Origin of the sequence: Speluncibacter jeojiensis, assembly GCF_029589495.1 — a bacterium.
Taxonomy (GTDB): Bacteria; Actinomycetota; Actinomycetes; order Mycobacteriales; family Mycobacteriaceae; genus Speluncibacter; species Speluncibacter jeojiensis.
The window spans coordinates 228,332-246,512 of record NZ_JAAIVF010000007.1; the positions used below are offsets into that span (position 1 = coordinate 228,332).

Sequence of the window (18,181 nt, forward strand, 5' to 3'; positions counted from 1 at the left end):
GTCGCGGGATCCGGCGGGGCGGCGCGGTCGGGCCCGCGTGCCGCCGCGGAGACTGTCGGTGAGGTGATCTACGGTCGGCGGCATGCGGATCTTGCACACCTCCGACTGGCACATCGGCCGGACCTTTCACGGGGTCGACCTGCTCGCCGACCAGGAGTTCGCGCTGTCCGCGATCGCGGAGATCGTCGCCGTCGAGAAGGTCGACGTCGTGGTGGTCGCGGGCGACGTGTACGACCGGTCCATCCCGGGTGCGGACGCCGTGCTGGCATGCAACCGCGGGCTCGAGCGGATCCGGGCAGCCGGCGCCGTCATCGTCGCCACCCCCGGGAACCATGATTCGGCGGCGCGGCTGGGTGCGGGCGCCGCCTTCGCCGCGGCCGGCGGGCTCCACCTGCGCACGCGCGTCGACGAATTGGCCGAGCCCGTGCTGCTCGCGGACGGCTCGGGGACGGTGGCGTTCTACGGTCTGCCGTTCCTCGAACCGGACGTCGCGCGCCGCGCCCTCGAAGTGCCCGAGGCCCGTTCGCATGTCGAGATCCTGACGGCGGCGATGGCGCGGGTACGCGAGGACCTGGCCGGTCGGCCCGCGGGAACCCGTTCGGTGGTGCTGGCGCACGCATTCGTGGTGGGCGGCGAGGCGAGCGAATCGGAGCGTTCCATCTCGGCCGGCGGTGTCGAGACCGTGCCCGCGTCGGTGTTCGACGGTGTCGACTACGTGGCGCTGGGGCATCTGCACACCCCGCAGACGCTCGGCGAGCGTATCCGCTACTCCGGCAGTCCGCTGCCGTACTCGTTCGGTGAGCGCAGTCACCGCAAGGCCGTGTGGGTCGTCGACCTCGACGCGGACGGCGCCGTCGCGGTCCGGCGGATGGACCTGCCGGCGGTCCGGGGACTGAGCCAGGTGATCGGCACGCTCGACGAACTGCTGGCGGACCCGCAGTTCGCGGATGCCGAGAACGACTATGTCTCTGCAGTGCTCACCGATGAGCGTCGGCCGGTCGACCCGATGCGGCGGCTCAAGGAACGGTTCCCCTTCGCCGTGCACATGGAGTGGCGCCGGCCCGGCGGCAACCCGGAGTTGCGCTATTCCGAACGGGTGCGCGGTCGCAGCGACGGCGAGGTCACGCGCAGCTTCCTGTCCGACGTCCGCGGCGAGCCCACGGCCGCCGAACTTCGCCTCGTCGAACAGGCTCTGGCGCAGGCGGTCTCGGAGAAGGAGACGGCGCGATGAGGCTACACAGCCTGGAGATGACGGCCTTCGGCCCGTTTGCCGACACCCAGCGGGTGGACTTCGACGCGCTCGGCGCCGACGGACTGTTCCTCCTGCACGGCAACACCGGTGCCGGCAAGACCACGATCCTCGACGCGGTGGCGTTCGCGTTGTACGGGACCGTGCCGGGTGCGCGGAAGGACGGCCGCAGACTGCTCTCCGACCACGCGCCCGCCGGCACGTGCCCGGAGGTGCGGCTGGAGCTCACACTGGGCGGTGAGCGGTTCCGGCTGGTCCGCCGCCCCGGCTACGAACGCCCGAAGAAGCGCGGCGAGGGCACCATCACCGAGCAACCCAAGGCCACCCTCGAATGGCTCACCGGCGACCGCGAGAGCCTGAGCCGGATCCCGGACATCGCCGCGGAGATCGGCCGGATGCTCGGCATGAGTGCCGACCAGTTCTTCCAGGTGGCGTTGCTGCCGCAGGGAGAGTTCGCGCGTTTCCTGCGGGCGGAGACCGATGAGCGGGGAGTGCTGCTCGAGCGGCTGTTCGACACCAGCAGGTTCGGTTCGGTGGAGGCGTGGTTCGCGGACCGCCGCCGCGACAGTGCGCAGGAGGTCGAGCGCGCGCGCCGGCGACTCGACGTCGATCTCGGCCGGCTGTCGACCGCGGCAGGTGTCGGCGTCCGTGACGAGGGCGAGGGCGGCGGCGAGGCGGAGCAGCCCGAGTCCGGCGTCACCGACGGTGCAGACCCCCGGTCGGACCCGGCCCGATGGGCGCAGGAACTGCTGGAGGGCGCCGAACTCCGGCAGGCGCACACCGCCGACGAGGCGCAGCGGGCGCAATCGCGCGCGGACGCGGCCAGGGCGGCTCTCGACGAACGGCGGACCCAGCGCGCCGTGCAGGAGCGTCGCGACCGCGCATCGAGCGATCTGGAACGTCACGAAGCCGGAGCGGAGCGCCGACGCACTCTCGAATCCGAACTGGACGCGGCGCGGCGGGCGACGGCCGTGACCTGGCGGCTGGCCGAGTCGGAGTCGGCTCACGAGACCGCGCGCGGCGCGGCCCGGCGACTCGAGGCGTGCCGTGAACCGTTGCAGAGCGATCCGGAATCCCTTGCCGCGCTGGCCGCGTCGACCGAACCCGACGGCACCGTCGATGCGGAGGCGCTGGCCGGGCATGCCCGCGATCGCGACGTCGACGTCGCGAGACTGGACGACCTCGTGCAGCTCGAGCACGACAGCCGGCAGTGGTCGGCCGACCTCGACGTACTGCGCGGCCGGCTCGCCGAGCATGAACGCGAACAGCAGACGCTCGCGACGGCGCAACAGGAACTCCCCGGTCTGATCCTCCGCGCGGAGGCGGCGGTCGAGCGGGCGCGCGCCGCGTCGACGGCGACGGAAGGGTTGACCGGGGCCTGCGAGCGTGCGACCGACGCCGCCACGGCGGCCCGCGAACTGGTCGGCTTGCGGCTGCGCCGGGGCGCGGCCGCCGAGTCCGCGTCGTCGGCGCGCGCGGCGCACCTGCAGGCCCGGGAACGACTGCTCGACGTGCGCGAGGCCCGACTGTCGGGCATGGCTGCCGAACTGGCCGGTCAGCTCGTCTCGGGCGAGCCGTGCACGGTGTGCGGCTCGATGTCGCACCCGGAGCCGGCGGGCGCCCAGGCCTCCGCGGTCACGAAGGACGACGAGGCGCAGGCGCAGGCCGACGAGCAGATCGCGGCGGAGGCCGTCGACGCGGCGCGGCGGGACCTGAACGATCTGGATGCGGCGGTCGACCTGCACGTGCACCGCTGCAGCGGGCGCGATCTCGACGAACTCGAGCGCGAACGCGAGGCGCTGGTCGCGGAACTGGCGGCCACGCGTGCGACGGCGGAGGGTCTCGACGCGGCGATGTCGGCGCTGTCGGGGCTGCGGGGGCGCGACCAGCAGTTGCAGCAGCGCGGAACCGAACTGGCGGGTGTGGTCTCGGCGGACCGGGTGCAGGTGGCCGAGACGCAGCAGCGCATCACCGCCGCCCAGGGCAGGCTCGACGAGGCACGCGGCGGGGATCGGTCCGTCGGTGTGCGGCGTGACCGGCTCGTGCGGGCGGTGGCGGACCTGACCGCGTTGGCCGGCGCCGTCGCCGAGGCCGCGTCGACGCAGGCCGCGGCGGCCCGACTCGACCAGGCGCTCGCCGCTGCGGCAGAGGAGGCGGGCTTCGCCTCGCTCGACCAGGCGATTGCGGCGGTGCGACCGGATCGGCGTCGACAGGAGATCGACGCCGAACTCACCGCCGCACGCGACGTGGAGGTCGCGGCGCGGGCGGTGCTGAGCGAGCCCGAGGTCCAGGCGATGGTCGAACGCGAGCCGATCGACCTGACCGAGCAGGTCCGCGAGGCGCAGGAGGCCGACCTCGAGCTCAAACGGGCGGTCGCAACGGCGGCCGAGGCCGGGCGTCGCGCCGCCGAGGTGCGGGCGATCGGCGAGGACCTGCGCGCGGGTTTGGAAGCGTTGGCGCCGTTGCTACGTCGGCACGACGAGCTCGCCGCGCTCGCCGAGGTCATCGCGGGCCGCGGCCAGAACACGCGGAAGATGTCCTTGCGGTCGTATGTGCTCGCGGCCCGGCTCGAGCAGGTCGCGGTGGTGGCGTCGGAGCGGCTGCGCCGAATGTCCGGTGGCCGTTACGAGTTCGTGCACTCCGACGAGGTCGGCAGCCGCGGGAGGCGGGGCGGTCTGGGCCTCGACATCCGCGACGACTACACCGGTGCGGTCCGGTCGGCCAAGACGTTGTCGGGCGGCGAATCCTTCATGGCGTCACTGGCATTGGCACTGGCGCTGGCGGACGTGGTCTCCACCGAGACCGGAGGAATCAGCCTGGACACGCTCTTCATCGACGAGGGATTCGGCACTCTCGACGCAGACACTCTCGACGCGGTGATGGGCGTGCTCGACGAACTGCGCGAGGGCGGGCGGGTCGTCGGCCTGGTCAGCCACGTCGACGAGATGCGCCAGCGGATCCCCAGCCGTCTGCACGTGATCCGCGGCAAGACCGGGTCCACACTGCAGATGGTCGCGCCCTAACGGTTGTCGGGCGGCGTCTCATCGGCGGTGTCGCCCACGGGTTCGTCGCCGCTGACCCGGACGGGCCCGTCACCACCGGACGGCACCGCCGCCTCCGCGGTGTGGGCGGTGACGATCTCGTCGAGGTATCGGATCACGACAGCGCCGACCGCGGCCACCGGGACCGCGAGGAACGCGCCGATGATGCCGAAGAGTGATCCGCCGGCGGTGACGGACAGCAGCACGACCACCGGGTGCAGTTGCATGCTGCGGCTCTGCAACATCGGGCTGAGCACATTGCCCTCGAGTTGCTGGACCAGCAGGATGACCGCCAGCACGATCAGCGCGGTGGTCAGGCCCTTGGCGACGAGCGCGACGAGCACCGCCAGGGCGCCGGCGACGAACGCACCCACGATCGGGACGAACCCGCCGATGAAGGTGATCACGATCAGCGGTCCGGCCAGCGGTACCCCCAGCACGATCAGCCCGATGCCGATGAAGAACGCGTCGATCAACGACACCAGCGCCTGCGTCCGGATGAAGCCGCCCAGCGTGTTCCACATGCGGCGGAGCACCTCTTCGAAGTGGCGCGCCGCGGGGCTGCCCGTCGACCGGTGCATCCATGGCAGGAAGCGGCGTCCGTCCTTGATGAAGAAGAACGTCAGCACCAGGACCAGCACGCCTGTCACCAGCGCGGAACCCGCGGCCGTGACACCGCTGAAGACGCCTTCGGCGATCGTGCTGGCGCTCGATTGAACCTTGTGGGTGATCGCTTCGATGGCGTGGTCGATCTGGTCCGGTTCGATGTTCAGCGGCGGACCGATCAGCCAGTTCTGCACCTTGCCGATGCCCTCGACCGCTCGGTCGGCGAGCGCGCTCGACTGGCTCACCAGCGACGGCGCGATCAGCGCGATCAGGCCGGCGAACACCAGCAGGAAGCCCAGCATGCTCACGGCCGCGGACACCGCGGGCGCGATGCGGTGGTCGATCATCCAACGGGTCGGCGGCCACAGCACGGTGGCGAGCACCACCGCCAGCAGCACCGGCAGCACGATGACCCACAGCTTCGACAGCACGAACCAGAGCACCCACCCGCCGGCGGCGATGAGGACCAGTCGCAGCCCCCACTTGGCGAGCCATTTGCCGCCCGACCCGATGACGGCGCCGCGACTGCGCGACGCCGCATCACCGGCACCGCCGGAGTCGGGCCCGGCGCGGTCGGCGCCGTCGGCGATGGGACTCATCCAGTTCCTCCGATCTGCCGCGACCTCCACGGCGCCCGCGTCACGATCCGTCTGCGCCATGATCTCAGAAGCGCCCGGTGTCGTCCGGGTGAGTGATCGCGTCCGGGTCGGCGCGGTCGGGCGGCGCCGCCGGATCGAGCCCCGCGCGGCGCCAGACCTCGACGCGCCACAGGTGCAGCGACGCGTAGGAGCGCCACGGGGCCAGGTGGCCGGTGTCCTCGACGTCCAGGCCGACGAGTTCGGCCCCGCGCCGAACCACCAGGTCGGTGCTCAGCAGCACATCGGGGTCGCGGAGCAGGCGCATGCCCACGTAGGCGGCGGTCCAGGGTCCGATGCCCGGCAGGGCGAGCAGTTCCGCGCGCAGTTCGCCCGGATCACGAGCCACGTCCAGCCGCAGCGTCCCGTCGGCCAGCGCCGCGGCGACAGCGATCACCGACCGCACCCGCCGGCCCGGTCCGGTCAGTACCGCGGCGCCGTGCTCGGCGATCGCGGACGAGGCGGGGAAGCGGTGGGTCAGCCGACCGGTCGGGTCGTGCAGCGGTTCGCCGAGGGCTCGGGCCAGCCGCGCGACCGCGGTCCGGGCGGCGGCCACCGAGACCTGCTGGCCCAGCATGGTGCGCAGCAGCAGTTCGTGCGGCTCGAGGCATCCGGGCAGCCGGATCCCGGGCGCCGCCGAGACCAGCGGAGCCAGCCGAGGATCGGCGGACAGCGTGCGGTCGACGGCGAGGGGGTCGGCGTCCAGGTCGAGGAAGCGCCGAATGCGGGCGAGCAACTCCGCCTCATCGCGGCGGTCGGCGTTGGCATCGGTGTCCAGGACGACGTGATCCTGCCCGATCCGTAGCGAGATCAGCGCCGGACCGTGCGGCAGCGGCACCGACGTGCGGTAGCAGCCGCCCTCGTAGGATTCAATGCCCGGCGCGGCGTGCGCCCGCAGGAACCAGTCCATCCAGGGCCGGTCGAACGGTGCGCGAAACGCCAAGCGGTGCAACACCGTCAGAACCGACTCGAATCCGCATCGATCCAATCGCTGAGCCAACTGGTCGGCGGATCCTCGAGCAGTGCCCCCGGACGCAGCCACTCGTGCAGGTCGGCGTAGGTGACCGTCCGGTGGACCTGGATGCGACGGTTGAGCATCGAGGGATTCAGATCACTCAATTCACGTTGGGGATGCTGACGAAAAACAGAACCCCGGCAGGTGCGCCAACACCTCCGGGGAGTGGTCCGACTAACCCAAGGAGTCGAACGTGTCTGATCCTACCGGCGGTATCCGCCGAGGTCCACGCCTCGCGGACAACTTCACCATCCTCTCGAACGAGGTCATCAACGACGGCCGCCTGTCCTACCGGGCCCGCGGGATCTTGCTGTTCCTGCTGAGCAAGCCCGCCGACTGGCGCACCCGGTCCGATGCGATCGCCGCGCAGTCTCCCGAGGGGCGCGAGTCCGTACGCACCGCGATGCGCGAACTCGCGAGCCTCGGCTACCTCACCCGCGAGAAGGTCCGCGACCCCAAGACTGGCCGGATCGCGACGATCCAGACCGTCCACGAAGAGCCCGTGGAAGTCACGGAACCGCAGGTCGTCCCGGCGCCCAAGATGCCGGTCTCCCGCGTGGCGGACGTCGGAGAGCTGGGCGTCTTTACAAAGGACCGATCACGAAGGATTGAGACCAACAACAACCGGCCTGCACGCGAGCCTCGCCAGTGCGCCACGAACCCGAGGTCGTCGTTGTCGAAGCTCGCGCAGGCCAACGACACCGACGCTGCGAAGCTCGCTGACCTCGAGGCAGCGACACTCGACGCGGGCCTTCCCGCCAGCTACCGGCGCATCCGAGCCGCGCAGCGCACGGCGATCCTCGAACTGATCGACCAGCACGGCGTCCCGGCGCTCGTCGACGCCGCGCGCCGGGCGCACCGCGACGCCAACCCGACGCTGCACGTGCACGGCTGGCTTCGGCTCTGGCAGGCGATGCCAGTGCGCCAGGCGCGCCGCGTCGCACCGAAGTGCGACCAGTGCGACGAGTACGGCTGGCTGCCCGACGACGCGCAGGGCCGAGCCGTGCGCTGCTCCTGCCGGGCGGTGGCCGCATGACCATCGCCGATCAGCTCACCGCGCTCTTGAACGACTCGCGTACCCGACTGATGACCGAGACCCACACCCCCGGCCAGGAGGCCGCGCTGTCCTACGCCCACGCCCTGTGGGCGCTCGAGGACGACATCCGCGCGCTCGCCGACCGCATCCGATCCGAGGAGACCCGATGACCCGCCACCTGCACGCCGCTGCGACCGCCGGCATCGCGGTCCTCGCGTTCGCGCTCAGCTACAGCAACCTCGCCGCGCTGGCCGGCCGCGCCGGGTACGGCATCGTCATGGCGCACACGTGGCCGTTCGTCGTCGACGGCCTGGCGGTCGCCGCGACCGCCGCGGTGATGCGACTGCAGGCCCGACGCACCTACGCGTGGTCCTTGCTCGGCGCGTCGACGACCGTCTCCGTTGTCGCGGGTGCCGCGGCGCACCTCCTGCCGGCCGGAGCGCTGCCGGGATGGGCTGGCGCACTCGTCGCGGTCGTGCCGCCGCTGTGCCTCCTCGTCGCGCCGCACCTCGCGGTCCAGCTGCGACGTGACGCGACCGGGGGAGCGACGCAGGCGCATGCAGCGGTTGAGGATGCGGCGCCCGTCGTGATGCCGCGGCAGACCCCCTCCGCCGCGGCCTCGCACGCCGAGGACGCCGCTCCGGAGCGCGACACCTGCGACGACCCGCAGGAACGCACCCCGACGCAGCCGACTGCCGCACTGTTCGACCTCGACGCGGCGCGCCCGCGACCCGACAGCGACGCGATGCGCGCCGAGGCACTGCACCTGCTCGCGACGACCGACATGTCGCAGCGGGCCGTCGCGCGCGCAGTCGGCACGTCCGAGGCGTCGGTGCGACGATGGCGCAAGGCCGCGTCGGCGACGCCGGCGCTCGCCGCGGTCTGACCTCTATCCACGACGCGCCCCGTGCGTCTACGATCTTGCTGTCGTGCGCATGGGGCGCACCCAACTTCAAAGGGGATCGAGCCGATGATCCGCAAGCAAGGCGCTTGGGGCCTATGGTGGCTGTGCGTCATCACGTTCGGGATCTACTACCTGGTTTGGTATGACCGGATCAACGATGAGCTCGCCGCCTTCACGGGGATCGAGCGGCTCGCGTGGACGCGCTGGTGGTCCCAGCTGATCCCGTTCTACAACCTCGTCGGCTTGCACCGGACGGCGAAGCGCCTCAACGATGCACACGCACGCGTGGGATCGCCGACCCGCGTCTCACCCTTCGTCACCTGGTTCTGGGCGACAGGGTGGTTCGCATCGCAGACTCGCTACCTGCAGCGTCGAATCAACATCCTCGCGGACGTCCAGGTGAGCCACCAGGCAGGAGCGAACGTCCATGCGTAGGGTCGCAGCCTTGGTTGCGGTTGCGGCGACGGTCTTCTTCGTCGGGGCTGGTGTCGCTGCGGCCGATCCAGTGTCCGACTTCCTCTCCGGTCTCGCGTCCGGCTCCGCTCATCCCGGTTCGGGGGATCCGGCCGACGATGGCGAGATGTTCGGCACGCAGTCGGATTGCGACGCCGCAGCCGACGCCGACAACGCCGTGAACCCTCAGTCTGCGAGTTGCCTTCCTGCTGCCGGTTCGGGCGGCACTATGTGGCAGCTCACCGATGACGGTCCGATCCAGTAGTCCAGAGACGACGAAACGCCCCCGGCCGGAGGTCGGGGGCGTTGTCGTGGGTGGGGCGGTCAGTTGTCGCCGCCCGACCAGTTGTCGAGCGCGAACGACTGATTCGTGCCACTGCAGGACGTGGACCAGCCGCAGTAGCGGTACCCCGCACCGGTGGTCACCGTGCCGCCCGGATCAGTCCACGACAGGACTGCGCTGCCGTTGATCGTGAGCGTGTACGTCCCAGACGACGACGAGAACCGCGCCACCTGGGCCGCCGATGCGGTGTAGCTGGCGGACTTCAGGCTGTTGCCAGCACTGCTCGCGGCAGAGGTGTTCGCGCAGATGTAGACGGTGTTCTGACCGATGTAGGCGGTCACATGGTTCGTGCGGTTGGCGTTCGCGTTGATCGTCAAGCCCAGCACGATGGCCGAACTTGAGCCGCCTGCGGACCCGACGATGGTGCACTGCGAGAACATGCTGTCCGACAGGGATTGCGTGGGCCACAGTGCCCACATGTCACCCGCGTTGTTCACCGCGTTCTGACCGATCGCGTTGGACACAATGGTCGGGTTCGCGCTGTTTGCCATGACCCAGCCGTTACCGACGTTCCCGTTGGGCCTGTTGAAGTTGTCGGAGTAGAGGGCGCCGTGACTGGCTTTCCGTGCGACGAACATCAGGACCACGTCCCCATGACGTGCCCGTACAGCCGGTTACCCGGCGTGGTTCCGACCGCGGTGGTGTTGAACTGCAGCCACGTTCCCGCGGCGACAGCGAGGCCGCCAGAGAAGGCGAGGGTCGCAGTCGCACCCGCCGACGTCAGGGTCGCCGTGCACGAGCCGCCCGACACCGCGGTGCCGTTGCCGGTTCCCGCGGTGGTCGTCGTGCACACAGCGACCGTGGTCGAGCCGGATGCGTCCGCAGTGCCGCCCTGGAACACGATCTGGTTGATCGTGCCCGCGTGCTGGATCAGGATGCCCTCGGGCATGTCCCCGAACCCGGTGGCGCGCGTGCCTCCCTGGATCAGCACGGTGAAGTCGAGGGGGCGCGTGAAGCGCGAGTCGTTGCCTTGCGCCGCCGTGCCTGCGACGGTGCCGAATTCTGCGACGCCCGCGACGGACGTCGACGCAGCGGGCAGCGCCTGCCATGCGACGTCGCCGGAGGTGTCCGACGCGGTGAGCACCTGGCCGACCGCCGGGGTGCCCGCGGTGACCTTCATCGCCGGGACCGTGACCGTGCCCGTGAACGTCGGAGACGCGAGCGGCGCGGCGCCGGTGATGCGTGAGTCGTTGCCCTGCGCCGCGGTGCCATCGGTGGTGCCGAACGCGGCCGACGAGAACGCCGGCGCCGTCGCGGTGCCGCCGAGGATCCCCGCGAGCTGAACCGCGCCCGGCGCCGAGGTGGTCGCGTTCGTCATCGTCCCGGCCGGACCTTGCGGACCCTCGATCGACGCCACCTTCGACCAGGCGCTCGCGCCGAGCTGGTAGACGTTGCCGGTGCCCGACGTGTCGAGGTACATGTCGCCCTGGATCGCGCCGGATACGGTCCCGGGCGCGCCCGAGCCGGTCCACCAGTGCGCGGCCACGCCCTGCGGTCCGGTGTCGCCGGTGTTCCCGATCGGGCCCTGCGAGCCGGTCGGGCCCTTGATCGACACCTGCAGCGTCCACGTCCCCGAGTCGAGCTGGTAGACGTTTCCGGTGCCGCTGGTGTCCAGGTACATGTCGCCATTCAGCGCGCCCGAGATCGGCCCCGGTGCGCCGGATCCGGTCCACCAGTGCGCCGGGTTGCCCTGCGGCAGCGTCAGGTCCAGCGTCTGGTTCGGCGCCGCGCCGGAGATCGACGCGGCCGCCGGCGACCCCGACGCAACCGTGCCGATCGTGAGCGTGTTCGCCGGACCGGTCAACCCTGTCGGTCCTTGCGGACCGGTCGGACCCTCGACGTGGAACCCGGACCCCTGCGGAGGCCACGCCCCGTTCTGCCACACGTAGACGAGATTGTCCGCCTCGCACAGGTACGCGGCCGGGGTGCTCGACGACGCGGGAAGTTGAGAATACGCCGCCACCACGCCCGAGATCGCGATCCCGCCCAGCGGGTACGAGACGGGCGTCGCGAGGTCCCCGCCCGAGTTGATCAGGTACTCGGTCGCATCGTCCTGGAACACCTGCACGGTGCCGGACTCGGTGCCCGAGACGCCGGTCGAGTCCGTCCACGTGACCGTCACGAGGTACGACCAGCCGGTCATGCCCAGATGTGTGTCCGGGGTGACGAAGCCGCCCTGATCCACCGCGGGCAGCAGCAGCCAGCCGGGGATCGGCGACGTCGTGCACATCGACGCCAGAGACTGTCCGGTCGCCGCCCACTGCAGGTTCAGCGTCGGCGTCGCCTGCACCTGCACCGAGGTGACGGTGCCCAGACTCGACGGCAGGCACGACACCTGCACCGTCTTCACGCCAGCGGGGATGCTCATGTCGACCTCTCGATCTCTGCCTCGAGGTCATCGCTGATCTTCGGGGCCGGAATGTTGTTGGCGCGCAGGATGTCGAACGCGTCCCGGATCACCGAGACGGCCTGGTGGAACAGGCCGGTGACGCGGGTCTGCTCCTGCTGCGACGTGGCGAGTTCCTCGCGCGTCTGCTGCAGGTCGCCTTCGAGCGTGGACACGCGGGCACCGAGTGAGGTGACCGCGTCGGTGAGGAGCTGCACCGCCGAGGCGCGGTCCTTCTCGATGATGACCTCGGAGTGCTTCCGGTTGCCGACCTTCTGGATGAGGGCCGCCGCCGCGGAGCCACCGAAGAACGTGACCGCCTCCACGCCGGCGGTTCCCCATCCGCCGTTCACGCGGTGGGCGCCTGCGGGTCGGCCGCGTGCTTGCCGCGGATCTCCGCGAGCAGCGCGTCGACGGCCGCCCGGTCGGCGCCGAGCTGCCCGTCCGCGACCACCTGCACCGCGGTGCCGAGTGCGGCCGGAGCGTCCTTGTGTTCGACGTCGTGCACCACAGACTCGACCTCGTCCACACCCTGCTCGATGAGCGGCTCGTTCTTCACGAGCCACACTCGGAACACGGTCATCGCTGCCAGCACGGCCTGGATGCCGCCTAGCCACGCGAGCGGAATGTCGTTGGATGCCCACGCCAGGGCGGTCGTGCCGACCATCAGCACGGTGCCGAACAGGGCCTCGATGGTCTTCGCGTACGCGCTGATCTTGGTGCTCATGCCTGAACTCCTGCCTTCGATTCGAGTGCTTCGATCCGCTTGAGGGCCTCGGCGAGCGCGTCGACGAGGGTGAGGTTCTGCCCGGCCGCGTTGGTGCCGAGCTGCGGCCAGCCCGCGCAGCCGGGGCCGCGCAGCTGAACCTGGATGTCGCGCAGGATCGCGTCCTGGTCGGGGGTCATGGTGTCCTCCTGAGTTGGGGCCGATGGGGGAGCAGGTGCGCCCGCGGGCTGCGCGAGCAGCGCGCGGAGCTGATCGGGGTTGCCGCGGAACGCGTTGGCGTCGACGGTCTGCCCGGCGACCTGCGCGGAGTCCGTGAACTGCAGGATCGCCGGGGTGCCGCCGTCGTAGCCGTCCCAGTAGCTCGACTGATCGCCCGGATACAGCGCGGATGCGTAGCCGGACCCGGACACGTAGCTCGAGGAGATGAGGCCCGGCACCTGCGACAGGTCACCGCCTCCGCCGGCGCCCTGGATGTACCAGCGCGGGATATACGACAGGGCGATCTGCACGCCGAGCGCGTTGACCGCGTTCACGAACGCCCAGAAGTTGCCGAGGGTGCCGCCGTTCGCCTCGAAGTCGATCATCGCGGGGATGTTCGGGCCGCGGTTGCGCACGAAGTTGTCGGCCTGCGCGTTCACGTCGTCGGTCGTGAGGTAGTGGTAGCCGACGAGCACGAGCCCGTTCGCGTTCGCCGCATCGCGGAAGCCGGGCCACGTCGGGTTCACGTACCCGGAGCCTTCGGTGACCTTGACGAACACGAAGTCGAAGCCCTCCGCCTTCACCTGCGCGAGGTCGAGTCCGGCCTGGTACGAGCTGATGTCGATGCCGAAGATGGTCATGAGTCGCCTTTCAGGAGAGGCTGGTGACGAGCGCACCGGTGAAGTAGGTATCGGTACCGGCCGCATTGCCGACCACCGAGTTCGATCCGGCCTGGTAGAACGCCGGCGACACCTGGTCGCCCTCGTATAGGTAGGCGATGGTGCACATGCCCACGTTGTAGACGTTGCTGCCCGAGCTGTCCTGGCCGATGCCGGCGAACCCGAGGACGCCGGTCGATACGGGTCGGTAGTAGATCCCAGCGTTGAAGACGTAGCTCGTCCCGCACGGCTGCGACATGCTTGCGTTCGTGCGCATCACGTACCAGCCGGTCTTCTGAATCGTGATGACGCCGTAGCCGAGACTGGTGATGGTGACGTTTGCGCACGGGCCTTCGGTGTCGAAGGTTCCGGCGCCCACTCCAGACCAGCTCGAACCCTGCATCGCGACCGCAGAAGTGGCGGACCGGAAGAGGTTCCAGCCGGTGCCGATCACCGGCGGTGAGGCGAGGTCGGAGAAGTTGATCGACTGCCAGCTGAACCCCATGCTGTCCTCGATGCCGAGGCCGCAGTGGCGGTTCGATGCGCCCACTGGCGACTGCACGGACGCGTCGGTGTGATTCAGCACGACCGACGAGTTCACGTACACGCTGTAGGTCTGACCGACTGCCCGCAGCTCGATCGTCGCGCCGGGCGACATGGCTATCGACGCGGACGTCCACTGATTGAAGGAACCGGTCTGTGTCGACGGGTCGTAGCTGATGTAGCCGAGCGCGATGCCATTGGAAGCGACGTTGACGTAGACAGCGGTCGACATGTCCGATGCGGCGCGCAGCATCAGGCTCGACACGTAGTAGCGCGCGTTGTTGGCGTTCCCGAGAACGCCGATCACGGACTGGTCATCAGTGAGAACTGACTCGGTGCTCACGATGTAGCTGAATCCACTTCCGTTGCCCGCGTTGCCCTCTACGGTCACGAGCTGGCCGCCGCTGACGGCGAGACCAGAGCCGATAGTTTTCGATGTGGACAGGCACTGGTACTGCGTCCAGGCGCTCGCACTGGGGTTGCCGTTCGGGTCGTCGCCGAAGTTGTCGCCGAAGCTCGAACCGCCAGTAGAACTGGAGTTGCCGGTTGAGGTGAGCTTCGCGATCGCCGCAGCGTTCGCGGCCGTGTTGGCTTGCATCCCAGACACCGTGGGGTGCACCTGCGTCGGATCGGACGACGGTGTAGCGCCCGCGCCCGTTGTGATGCCGGTTGCGATCGTGTTCACTCCGGCCATCGCCGCGTTCGCCTGGTTGTGCAGGTTCGTCGCCCATGACGACAGGTCGATGATTCCGCCCGTTGCCCCAGTCACCCAGTTGCAGACGTTCGCGCCGACCTGATCAAGGAACGCCTGACCGAACGCGCCCGCGAACCGCGACGCCTGCTGCTGCGCCGCGTTCGACACCTGCTGCGGCGGCTGCACCGGCTGCGTCACGACGGCACCGCCGTGATCGTCAGGTACCCGTTAGTCGTCTGCGCACCCCATGAATCGGTGGTCGAGTTCAGCTGCGACGCAACGAGGTAGAACGTCGCCGCTGTGTTCGCCGCGACCTGGCCGTACGTGGACGAGCCGGAGATCGACGCACCGAACGACGTCTGCACGTTCACCGGGTAAGGCCCGGCGCCCGTGATGCCGAGGCCGTAGCCGACCTGTTGGCCGGTTCCCGGGGTGGGGGAGTTCAGAAGCACCATCCCGTCGACGTGCGTGTTCACGGTGCCCGTGCCGTAGAACCCGGCCTGCACCTGCGGGCGGTACGCGTACGGCAGCGCAGGCAGGCCGATGGACGCAAGGGTCGCCGAGCCTGCGGTACCCGAGTAGGCGGTGAAGCTCGACGACAGCACCACGTACGGGCCCGTCGTGCGCTTCGGTGCCCCGACCAGCCACTTTGAGTTCACCGCGTCGTACGAGAGCGTGTAGCCCGCCGTCGCGGTCCCCAGCGAGACACCCGAGGGCAGCTCGAGGTCCGACGCCCCGGCGATCGTCGCGTTCGTTCCCGCCGCGCCCTGCGCGCCCTGCGGGATGCCGAGCGTCACCGTGTACGCCGACGCCGTGCCCGCGCTGCCCGGGTTCGTCTGCGTCGTCTGCACCGTCGCCGTCGCCCCGGCCGCGAGCGTGTTCACCGCGAACGTGAGCTGCGGCGGCAGGCCCGGCGCGCCGTCCACGAGCGCCGGAAGGTTGCTCACGCCGCCCGCTGGGGTGAGGGTCAGGGTCGCCACGCCCGTCGAGAGTGGATCGGTCGCGCCGCTGAACGTCACGCTGCCGTTCCAGGTGATGCTGCCGTCGGCATTGACTGTGTACGTCGCCACGTCGCGACCTCCCTATTGAAATATGTTGGTAGAGCGGTTAGTTGGTCGACAACATCGCGATCTGGATTGCCGACTCGAATCCGGACAGGCGGCGCTGCAGCACCGAGAAGGGGGATTCCTCGGCCGAGTTGTCGCCGATCGTGCACAGCAGCTCGACGCGGTGACTCGCGTCGTCGGTGAGGGTCGCCGAGTCGCAGTAGTCCGAGTAGTGCGTTCCGTTGTGAACCCACGAGACGAGGTCACCTTCGACGAAGTCCTCACCGAACGTGTACGGCGTTCCGTTGTAGGTGATGACCTGGTAGCTGTAGTAGCCGCGCGAGTCCCACATCGCGTTCTCGAGGGCGAAGAACTCGTCGAGCGTCCACGCCGTTGAGCCAGTCGAGGTGAACATCTCCGGATACCCGTACGTTCCGAGCGCTTCACGCCGGGGCGCGTTCTCGAACTCTTGGAACGCGAGGATGACGTCGTTGAACACGCCATCCAGCAGGGTGTCCGCGACCCCGGATGCGCCGATCGCCGCGAGGATCTCCGAGAGCGCGAACTCGAGGAGAAGGTTGATGAGCTGGTTGACCCAGTTCGGACTCTTGCCGCCGCCGACAACCGTGTACGCCAGCGGCGCGTGCGCGGTCATGTGGAATTCCTTCACGCCCGCGTTCGGATCATCGGGGTAGTAGCACACCCACGGCGGGGTCCAGTTGATGCCGAACGCCGGGTCGATGTTCACGCCGGGCGGCAGGTAGCCGGAGGTAGTGAGCGGCTGCACGACCTCGGCGTACGCGCCGTCGAAGATGTCGGCGATGTCCTCGATCAGGCCGTCGACGATCGTGCCGGTTGGGCCCGTGACGCCGGACTTGTCGACAACCTGAACGACGATCGTCGGAACGGTCAGCGTGAACGCCGTCGTCGGCTGCGGCTCGCCTGGCAGCCACAGCCGAGCAGTGAGCTGCAGGCCGTTGTCCTTGAGGATCTGCTTCGCCAGCGTCGCAACGGAATCCATGCGCGCCGAGACGGCGATCCACTTCGACGTGTCGAGCAGCGGATCGGACGGCACCACCGCGATCGGGGTAAGCAGGCCTTCCTTCTCCATCATTGACGCGAACCACGCCGGCGGGTCGACGATGTTGTTGACGATCTCCCACAGTCCGCGCTGCAGGCGGATGCACTGCTCGGCGATCATCTCCTCGAGGCACGTCACGGCCGGGCCGACGAACACGGCCTCCTTCGGGAACTGCACCTCGATCGGCAGCGCGAAATTCGGCCAGACGAGCAGCTTGTTGAACCAATTCCAGTCGTCTAGCAGCTGCAGCGTGCACGTCGCAACGCCGTCGACCATGTCGTAGCTCGCGGTGTCGATCCGGCCGGACCAGCGCGCCGGACCCGCGGTGATGGTGATCGGCACGACCGTCGAGACGCACATCATCGCGTACGCGACGAGCGGGTCCGAGCCCTTGAGCGCGATCGTTCCGGTGCCGACCGCGTTCCGCTTCCACGTGCACGTCGTCGAGATGTAGTCGCCGATCTCGCCGATCGGGTTGTACGCGTTGTCGTACATGACGACCTCGAGCTGCGGGTTCTGCAGGTACACCTCGTTGAGGCGCTGCGAAGCCAACTGGTCGGCCAGCGCGAACGCCTGCCACGGCTCTTCGAGGTTCAGCGGAGGAGCGTCCGGGGCCGTCACTCAGGCCACTTCCGGTACGGAGTGAGCGACGCGAGGATCTGCGTCTGGCCGGCCACCGCTCCCGTCACCGACACAGGAATGTTGACCTGCGTCGGGCCCGCGGGCGTCGCCGGGGCGATGCCGGTCGCGAACGACCCGCTCATCAGCGGGTACATGTTCGTGTTCGTGTTCATCTCGACGATGCCGCGGCGCCGGCGCAGGGTCGTCACGAGCAGCTGCACACCGGCCGGGACAGGCCCGATCGTGACGGTGTTGCCGCTGTCTGCATCCCCGACGCCGAAGATGCCGGGGCCCTGCAGTATGAACCGGGACCAGCCGGTCTGGTCGCCGCGGTTCGACAGCGGAAGCCACCCGGGCGGCGCGATGCCGAGCGGATCGGCGAGCGTCGATGGGCCAGTCGCCACCTGGCGCGACGTCGAATCGAACGACGTCCAGAACGGGTAGTCCGCACGCCCGGCCATCGACAGCGTCGCCGACGTCATCATCGCCGGGGCCTTCTTCAGCGTGTCGGTCGGCCCCTTGAGTAGACGCTGCGGCAGCCACCACTCGCCGAGCTGACTCGAGAACCACACGAGGCGGCCGAGCTGCTTCGGATCCCACGACGCGATGAACCCGCGCGCGGTGTTGCGGAACGTGCGCGGGTCCATGCCGCCGGCGAGGAACGTGTAGTCGACCTCGAGCGGATCCCACACGGCATCCTCGAAGTCGGCGCCGTCCTGCCGCGCGCCCTGCTGGTCCAGGATCTTGAACTGGCCCATCAGGCCCTTGATGTCCTGGATCACGACACCTGACTGCGCATTCAGCCAGGGGGCCATCGCGCCGGAGATCGGCCACACGGAGCCGTCGTAGCCGATCCACGTCAGCATCGAACCGTCGGCCGCGAGGAGATCGTTGATCGCGATCACGGTCGGCGGCGCGGGGAGCACGTACGGGGTGCCGGTCAT

18 protein-coding genes are annotated in these 18,181 nt (G+C 69.6%); 6 read left to right on the forward strand and 12 right to left on the reverse strand.

Annotation, left to right across the window (positions count from 1 at the left end; all coding sequences use genetic code 11):
* Window positions 1-82: 82 nt before the first annotated feature.
* Window positions 83-1,231, forward strand: a complete 1,149-nt coding sequence (locus G4X40_RS19835) for an exonuclease SbcCD subunit D (RefSeq protein WP_277835054.1) — start codon at window positions 83-85, stop codon at window positions 1,229-1,231.
* On the forward strand, window positions 1,228-4,272 hold the full coding sequence (locus tag G4X40_RS19840) for an AAA family ATPase (RefSeq protein WP_277835056.1): 3,045 nt from the start codon (window positions 1,228-1,230) through the stop codon (window positions 4,270-4,272). The genes G4X40_RS19835 and G4X40_RS19840 overlap by 4 nt, the downstream gene beginning before the upstream one ends.
* Here the strand turns inward: G4X40_RS19840 and G4X40_RS19845 are convergent.
* From G4X40_RS19845 to G4X40_RS19855, 3 genes are all read right to left on the reverse strand, one after another.
* Window positions 4,269-5,495 (reverse strand): AI-2E family transporter, encoded by a 1,227-nt coding sequence (locus G4X40_RS19845; RefSeq protein WP_277835057.1) that lies wholly within the window; start codon window positions 5,493-5,495, stop codon window positions 4,269-4,271. The genes G4X40_RS19840 and G4X40_RS19845 overlap by 4 nt on opposite strands.
* A gap of 64 nt (window positions 5,496-5,559) precedes the next feature.
* A complete protein-coding gene (locus tag G4X40_RS19850; RefSeq protein WP_277835059.1) occupies window positions 5,560-6,474 on the reverse strand; it encodes a DNA-3-methyladenine glycosylase family protein in 915 nt (304 codons plus the stop codon).
* A gap of 14 nt (window positions 6,475-6,488) precedes the next feature.
* The gene (locus G4X40_RS19855) at window positions 6,489-6,629 is read right to left on the reverse strand and encodes a hypothetical protein (RefSeq protein WP_277835061.1); all 141 of its coding nucleotides are present in this window, start codon (window positions 6,627-6,629) and stop codon (window positions 6,489-6,491) included.
* A gap of 110 nt (window positions 6,630-6,739) precedes the next feature.
* On the opposite strand from G4X40_RS19855, the gene G4X40_RS19860 reads away from it, so the two are divergent.
* The 4 genes from G4X40_RS19860 (at window position 6,740) to G4X40_RS19875 (ending at window position 8,921) form a co-directional block, all read left to right on the forward strand.
* Window positions 6,740-7,582 carry a helix-turn-helix domain-containing protein gene (locus G4X40_RS19860; protein WP_277835063.1) on the forward strand — a complete coding sequence of 281 codons (843 nt, stop codon included), beginning with the start codon at window positions 6,740-6,742 and terminating at the stop codon, window positions 7,580-7,582.
* Window positions 7,579-7,752: a hypothetical protein gene (locus G4X40_RS19865; RefSeq protein ID WP_277835065.1), complete on the forward strand. Its 174-nt coding sequence runs from the start codon at window positions 7,579-7,581 to the stop codon at window positions 7,750-7,752. Before G4X40_RS19860 ends, G4X40_RS19865 begins: the two co-directional genes overlap by 4 nt.
* On the forward strand, window positions 7,749-8,468 hold the full coding sequence (locus tag G4X40_RS19870; RefSeq protein ID WP_277835067.1) for a DUF2637 domain-containing protein: 720 nt from the start codon (window positions 7,749-7,751) through the stop codon (window positions 8,466-8,468). Before G4X40_RS19865 ends, G4X40_RS19870 begins: the two co-directional genes overlap by 4 nt.
* Window positions 8,469-8,552: 84 nt before the next feature.
* Complete coding sequence (locus G4X40_RS19875; protein ID WP_277835069.1) at window positions 8,553-8,921, forward strand: hypothetical protein; 369 nt, start codon at window positions 8,553-8,555, stop codon at window positions 8,919-8,921.
* Between the two features lie 342 nt (window positions 8,922-9,263).
* Here G4X40_RS19875 and G4X40_RS19880 read toward each other — a convergent pair whose 3' ends face one another.
* Genes G4X40_RS19880 through G4X40_RS19920 form a run of 9 tightly spaced genes read right to left on the reverse strand, consistent with a single transcriptional unit; the run spans window position 9,264 to window position 18,181 of the window.
* A complete protein-coding gene (locus G4X40_RS19880; protein WP_277835070.1) occupies window positions 9,264-9,860 on the reverse strand; it encodes a hypothetical protein in 597 nt (198 codons plus the stop codon).
* A complete protein-coding gene (locus G4X40_RS19885; protein WP_277835072.1) occupies window positions 9,860-11,650 on the reverse strand; it encodes a hypothetical protein in 1,791 nt (596 codons plus the stop codon). The genes G4X40_RS19880 and G4X40_RS19885 overlap by 1 nt, the downstream gene beginning before the upstream one ends.
* Window positions 11,647-12,021, reverse strand: coding sequence for a hypothetical protein (locus G4X40_RS19890; protein WP_277835074.1), 375 nt, complete (start codon window positions 12,019-12,021; stop codon window positions 11,647-11,649). Before G4X40_RS19890 ends, G4X40_RS19885 begins: the two co-directional genes overlap by 4 nt.
* Window positions 12,018-12,395, reverse strand: a complete 378-nt coding sequence (locus G4X40_RS19895) for a hypothetical protein (RefSeq protein ID WP_277835076.1) — start codon at window positions 12,393-12,395, stop codon at window positions 12,018-12,020. Before G4X40_RS19895 ends, G4X40_RS19890 begins: the two co-directional genes overlap by 4 nt.
* The gene (locus G4X40_RS19900; protein ID WP_277835078.1) at window positions 12,392-13,234 is read right to left on the reverse strand and encodes a glycoside hydrolase family 25 protein; all 843 of its coding nucleotides are present in this window, start codon (window positions 13,232-13,234) and stop codon (window positions 12,392-12,394) included. Before G4X40_RS19900 ends, G4X40_RS19895 begins: the two co-directional genes overlap by 4 nt.
* Before the next feature lie 10 nt (window positions 13,235-13,244).
* Window positions 13,245-14,687, reverse strand: a complete 1,443-nt coding sequence (locus G4X40_RS19905; protein WP_277835080.1) for a DUF7257 domain-containing protein — start codon at window positions 14,685-14,687, stop codon at window positions 13,245-13,247.
* Window positions 14,684-15,559: a hypothetical protein gene (locus G4X40_RS19910; RefSeq protein WP_277835082.1), complete on the reverse strand. Its 876-nt coding sequence runs from the start codon at window positions 15,557-15,559 to the stop codon at window positions 14,684-14,686. Before G4X40_RS19910 ends, G4X40_RS19905 begins: the two co-directional genes overlap by 4 nt.
* Before the next feature lie 37 nt (window positions 15,560-15,596).
* Window positions 15,597-17,237, reverse strand: a complete 1,641-nt coding sequence (locus tag G4X40_RS19915; RefSeq protein WP_277835084.1) for a Gp37-like protein — start codon at window positions 17,235-17,237, stop codon at window positions 15,597-15,599.
* Window positions 17,234-18,181, reverse strand: coding sequence for a hypothetical protein (locus G4X40_RS19920; RefSeq protein ID WP_277835086.1), 948 nt, complete (start codon window positions 18,179-18,181; stop codon window positions 17,234-17,236). Before G4X40_RS19920 ends, G4X40_RS19915 begins: the two co-directional genes overlap by 4 nt.

Excerpts from the sequence above, each read along its gene's own strand:
- G4X40_RS19895 (WP_277835076.1), bottom strand. The coding sequence starts at position 12,395 with ATGAGCACCAAGATCAGCGCGTACGCGAAGACCATCGAGGCCCTGTTC.
- G4X40_RS19835 (WP_277835054.1), top strand. The coding sequence starts at position 83 with ATGCGGATCTTGCACACCTCCGACTGGCACATCGGCCGGACCTTTCAC.
- G4X40_RS19855 (WP_277835061.1), bottom strand. The coding sequence starts at position 6,629 with ATGCTCAACCGTCGCATCCAGGTCCACCGGACGGTCACCTACGCCGAC.
- G4X40_RS19875 (WP_277835069.1), top strand. The coding sequence starts at position 8,553 with ATGATCCGCAAGCAAGGCGCTTGGGGCCTATGGTGGCTGTGCGTCATC.
- G4X40_RS19845 (WP_277835057.1), bottom strand. The coding sequence starts at position 5,495 with ATGAGTCCCATCGCCGACGGCGCCGACCGCGCCGGGCCCGACTCCGGC.
- G4X40_RS19870 (WP_277835067.1), top strand. The coding sequence starts at position 7,749 with ATGACCCGCCACCTGCACGCCGCTGCGACCGCCGGCATCGCGGTCCTC.
- G4X40_RS19880 (WP_277835070.1), bottom strand. The coding sequence starts at position 9,860 with ATGTTCGTCGCACGGAAAGCCAGTCACGGCGCCCTCTACTCCGACAAC.
- G4X40_RS19840 (WP_277835056.1), top strand. The coding sequence starts at position 1,228 with ATGAGGCTACACAGCCTGGAGATGACGGCCTTCGGCCCGTTTGCCGAC.
- G4X40_RS19865 (WP_277835065.1), top strand. The coding sequence starts at position 7,579 with ATGACCATCGCCGATCAGCTCACCGCGCTCTTGAACGACTCGCGTACC.
- G4X40_RS19900 (WP_277835078.1), bottom strand. The coding sequence starts at position 13,234 with ATGACCATCTTCGGCATCGACATCAGCTCGTACCAGGCCGGACTCGAC.
- G4X40_RS19885 (WP_277835072.1), bottom strand. The coding sequence starts at position 11,650 with ATGAGCATCCCCGCTGGCGTGAAGACGGTGCAGGTGTCGTGCCTGCCG.
- G4X40_RS19920 (WP_277835086.1), bottom strand. The coding sequence starts at position 18,181 with ATGACCGGCACCCCGTACGTGCTCCCCGCGCCGCCGACCGTGATCGCG.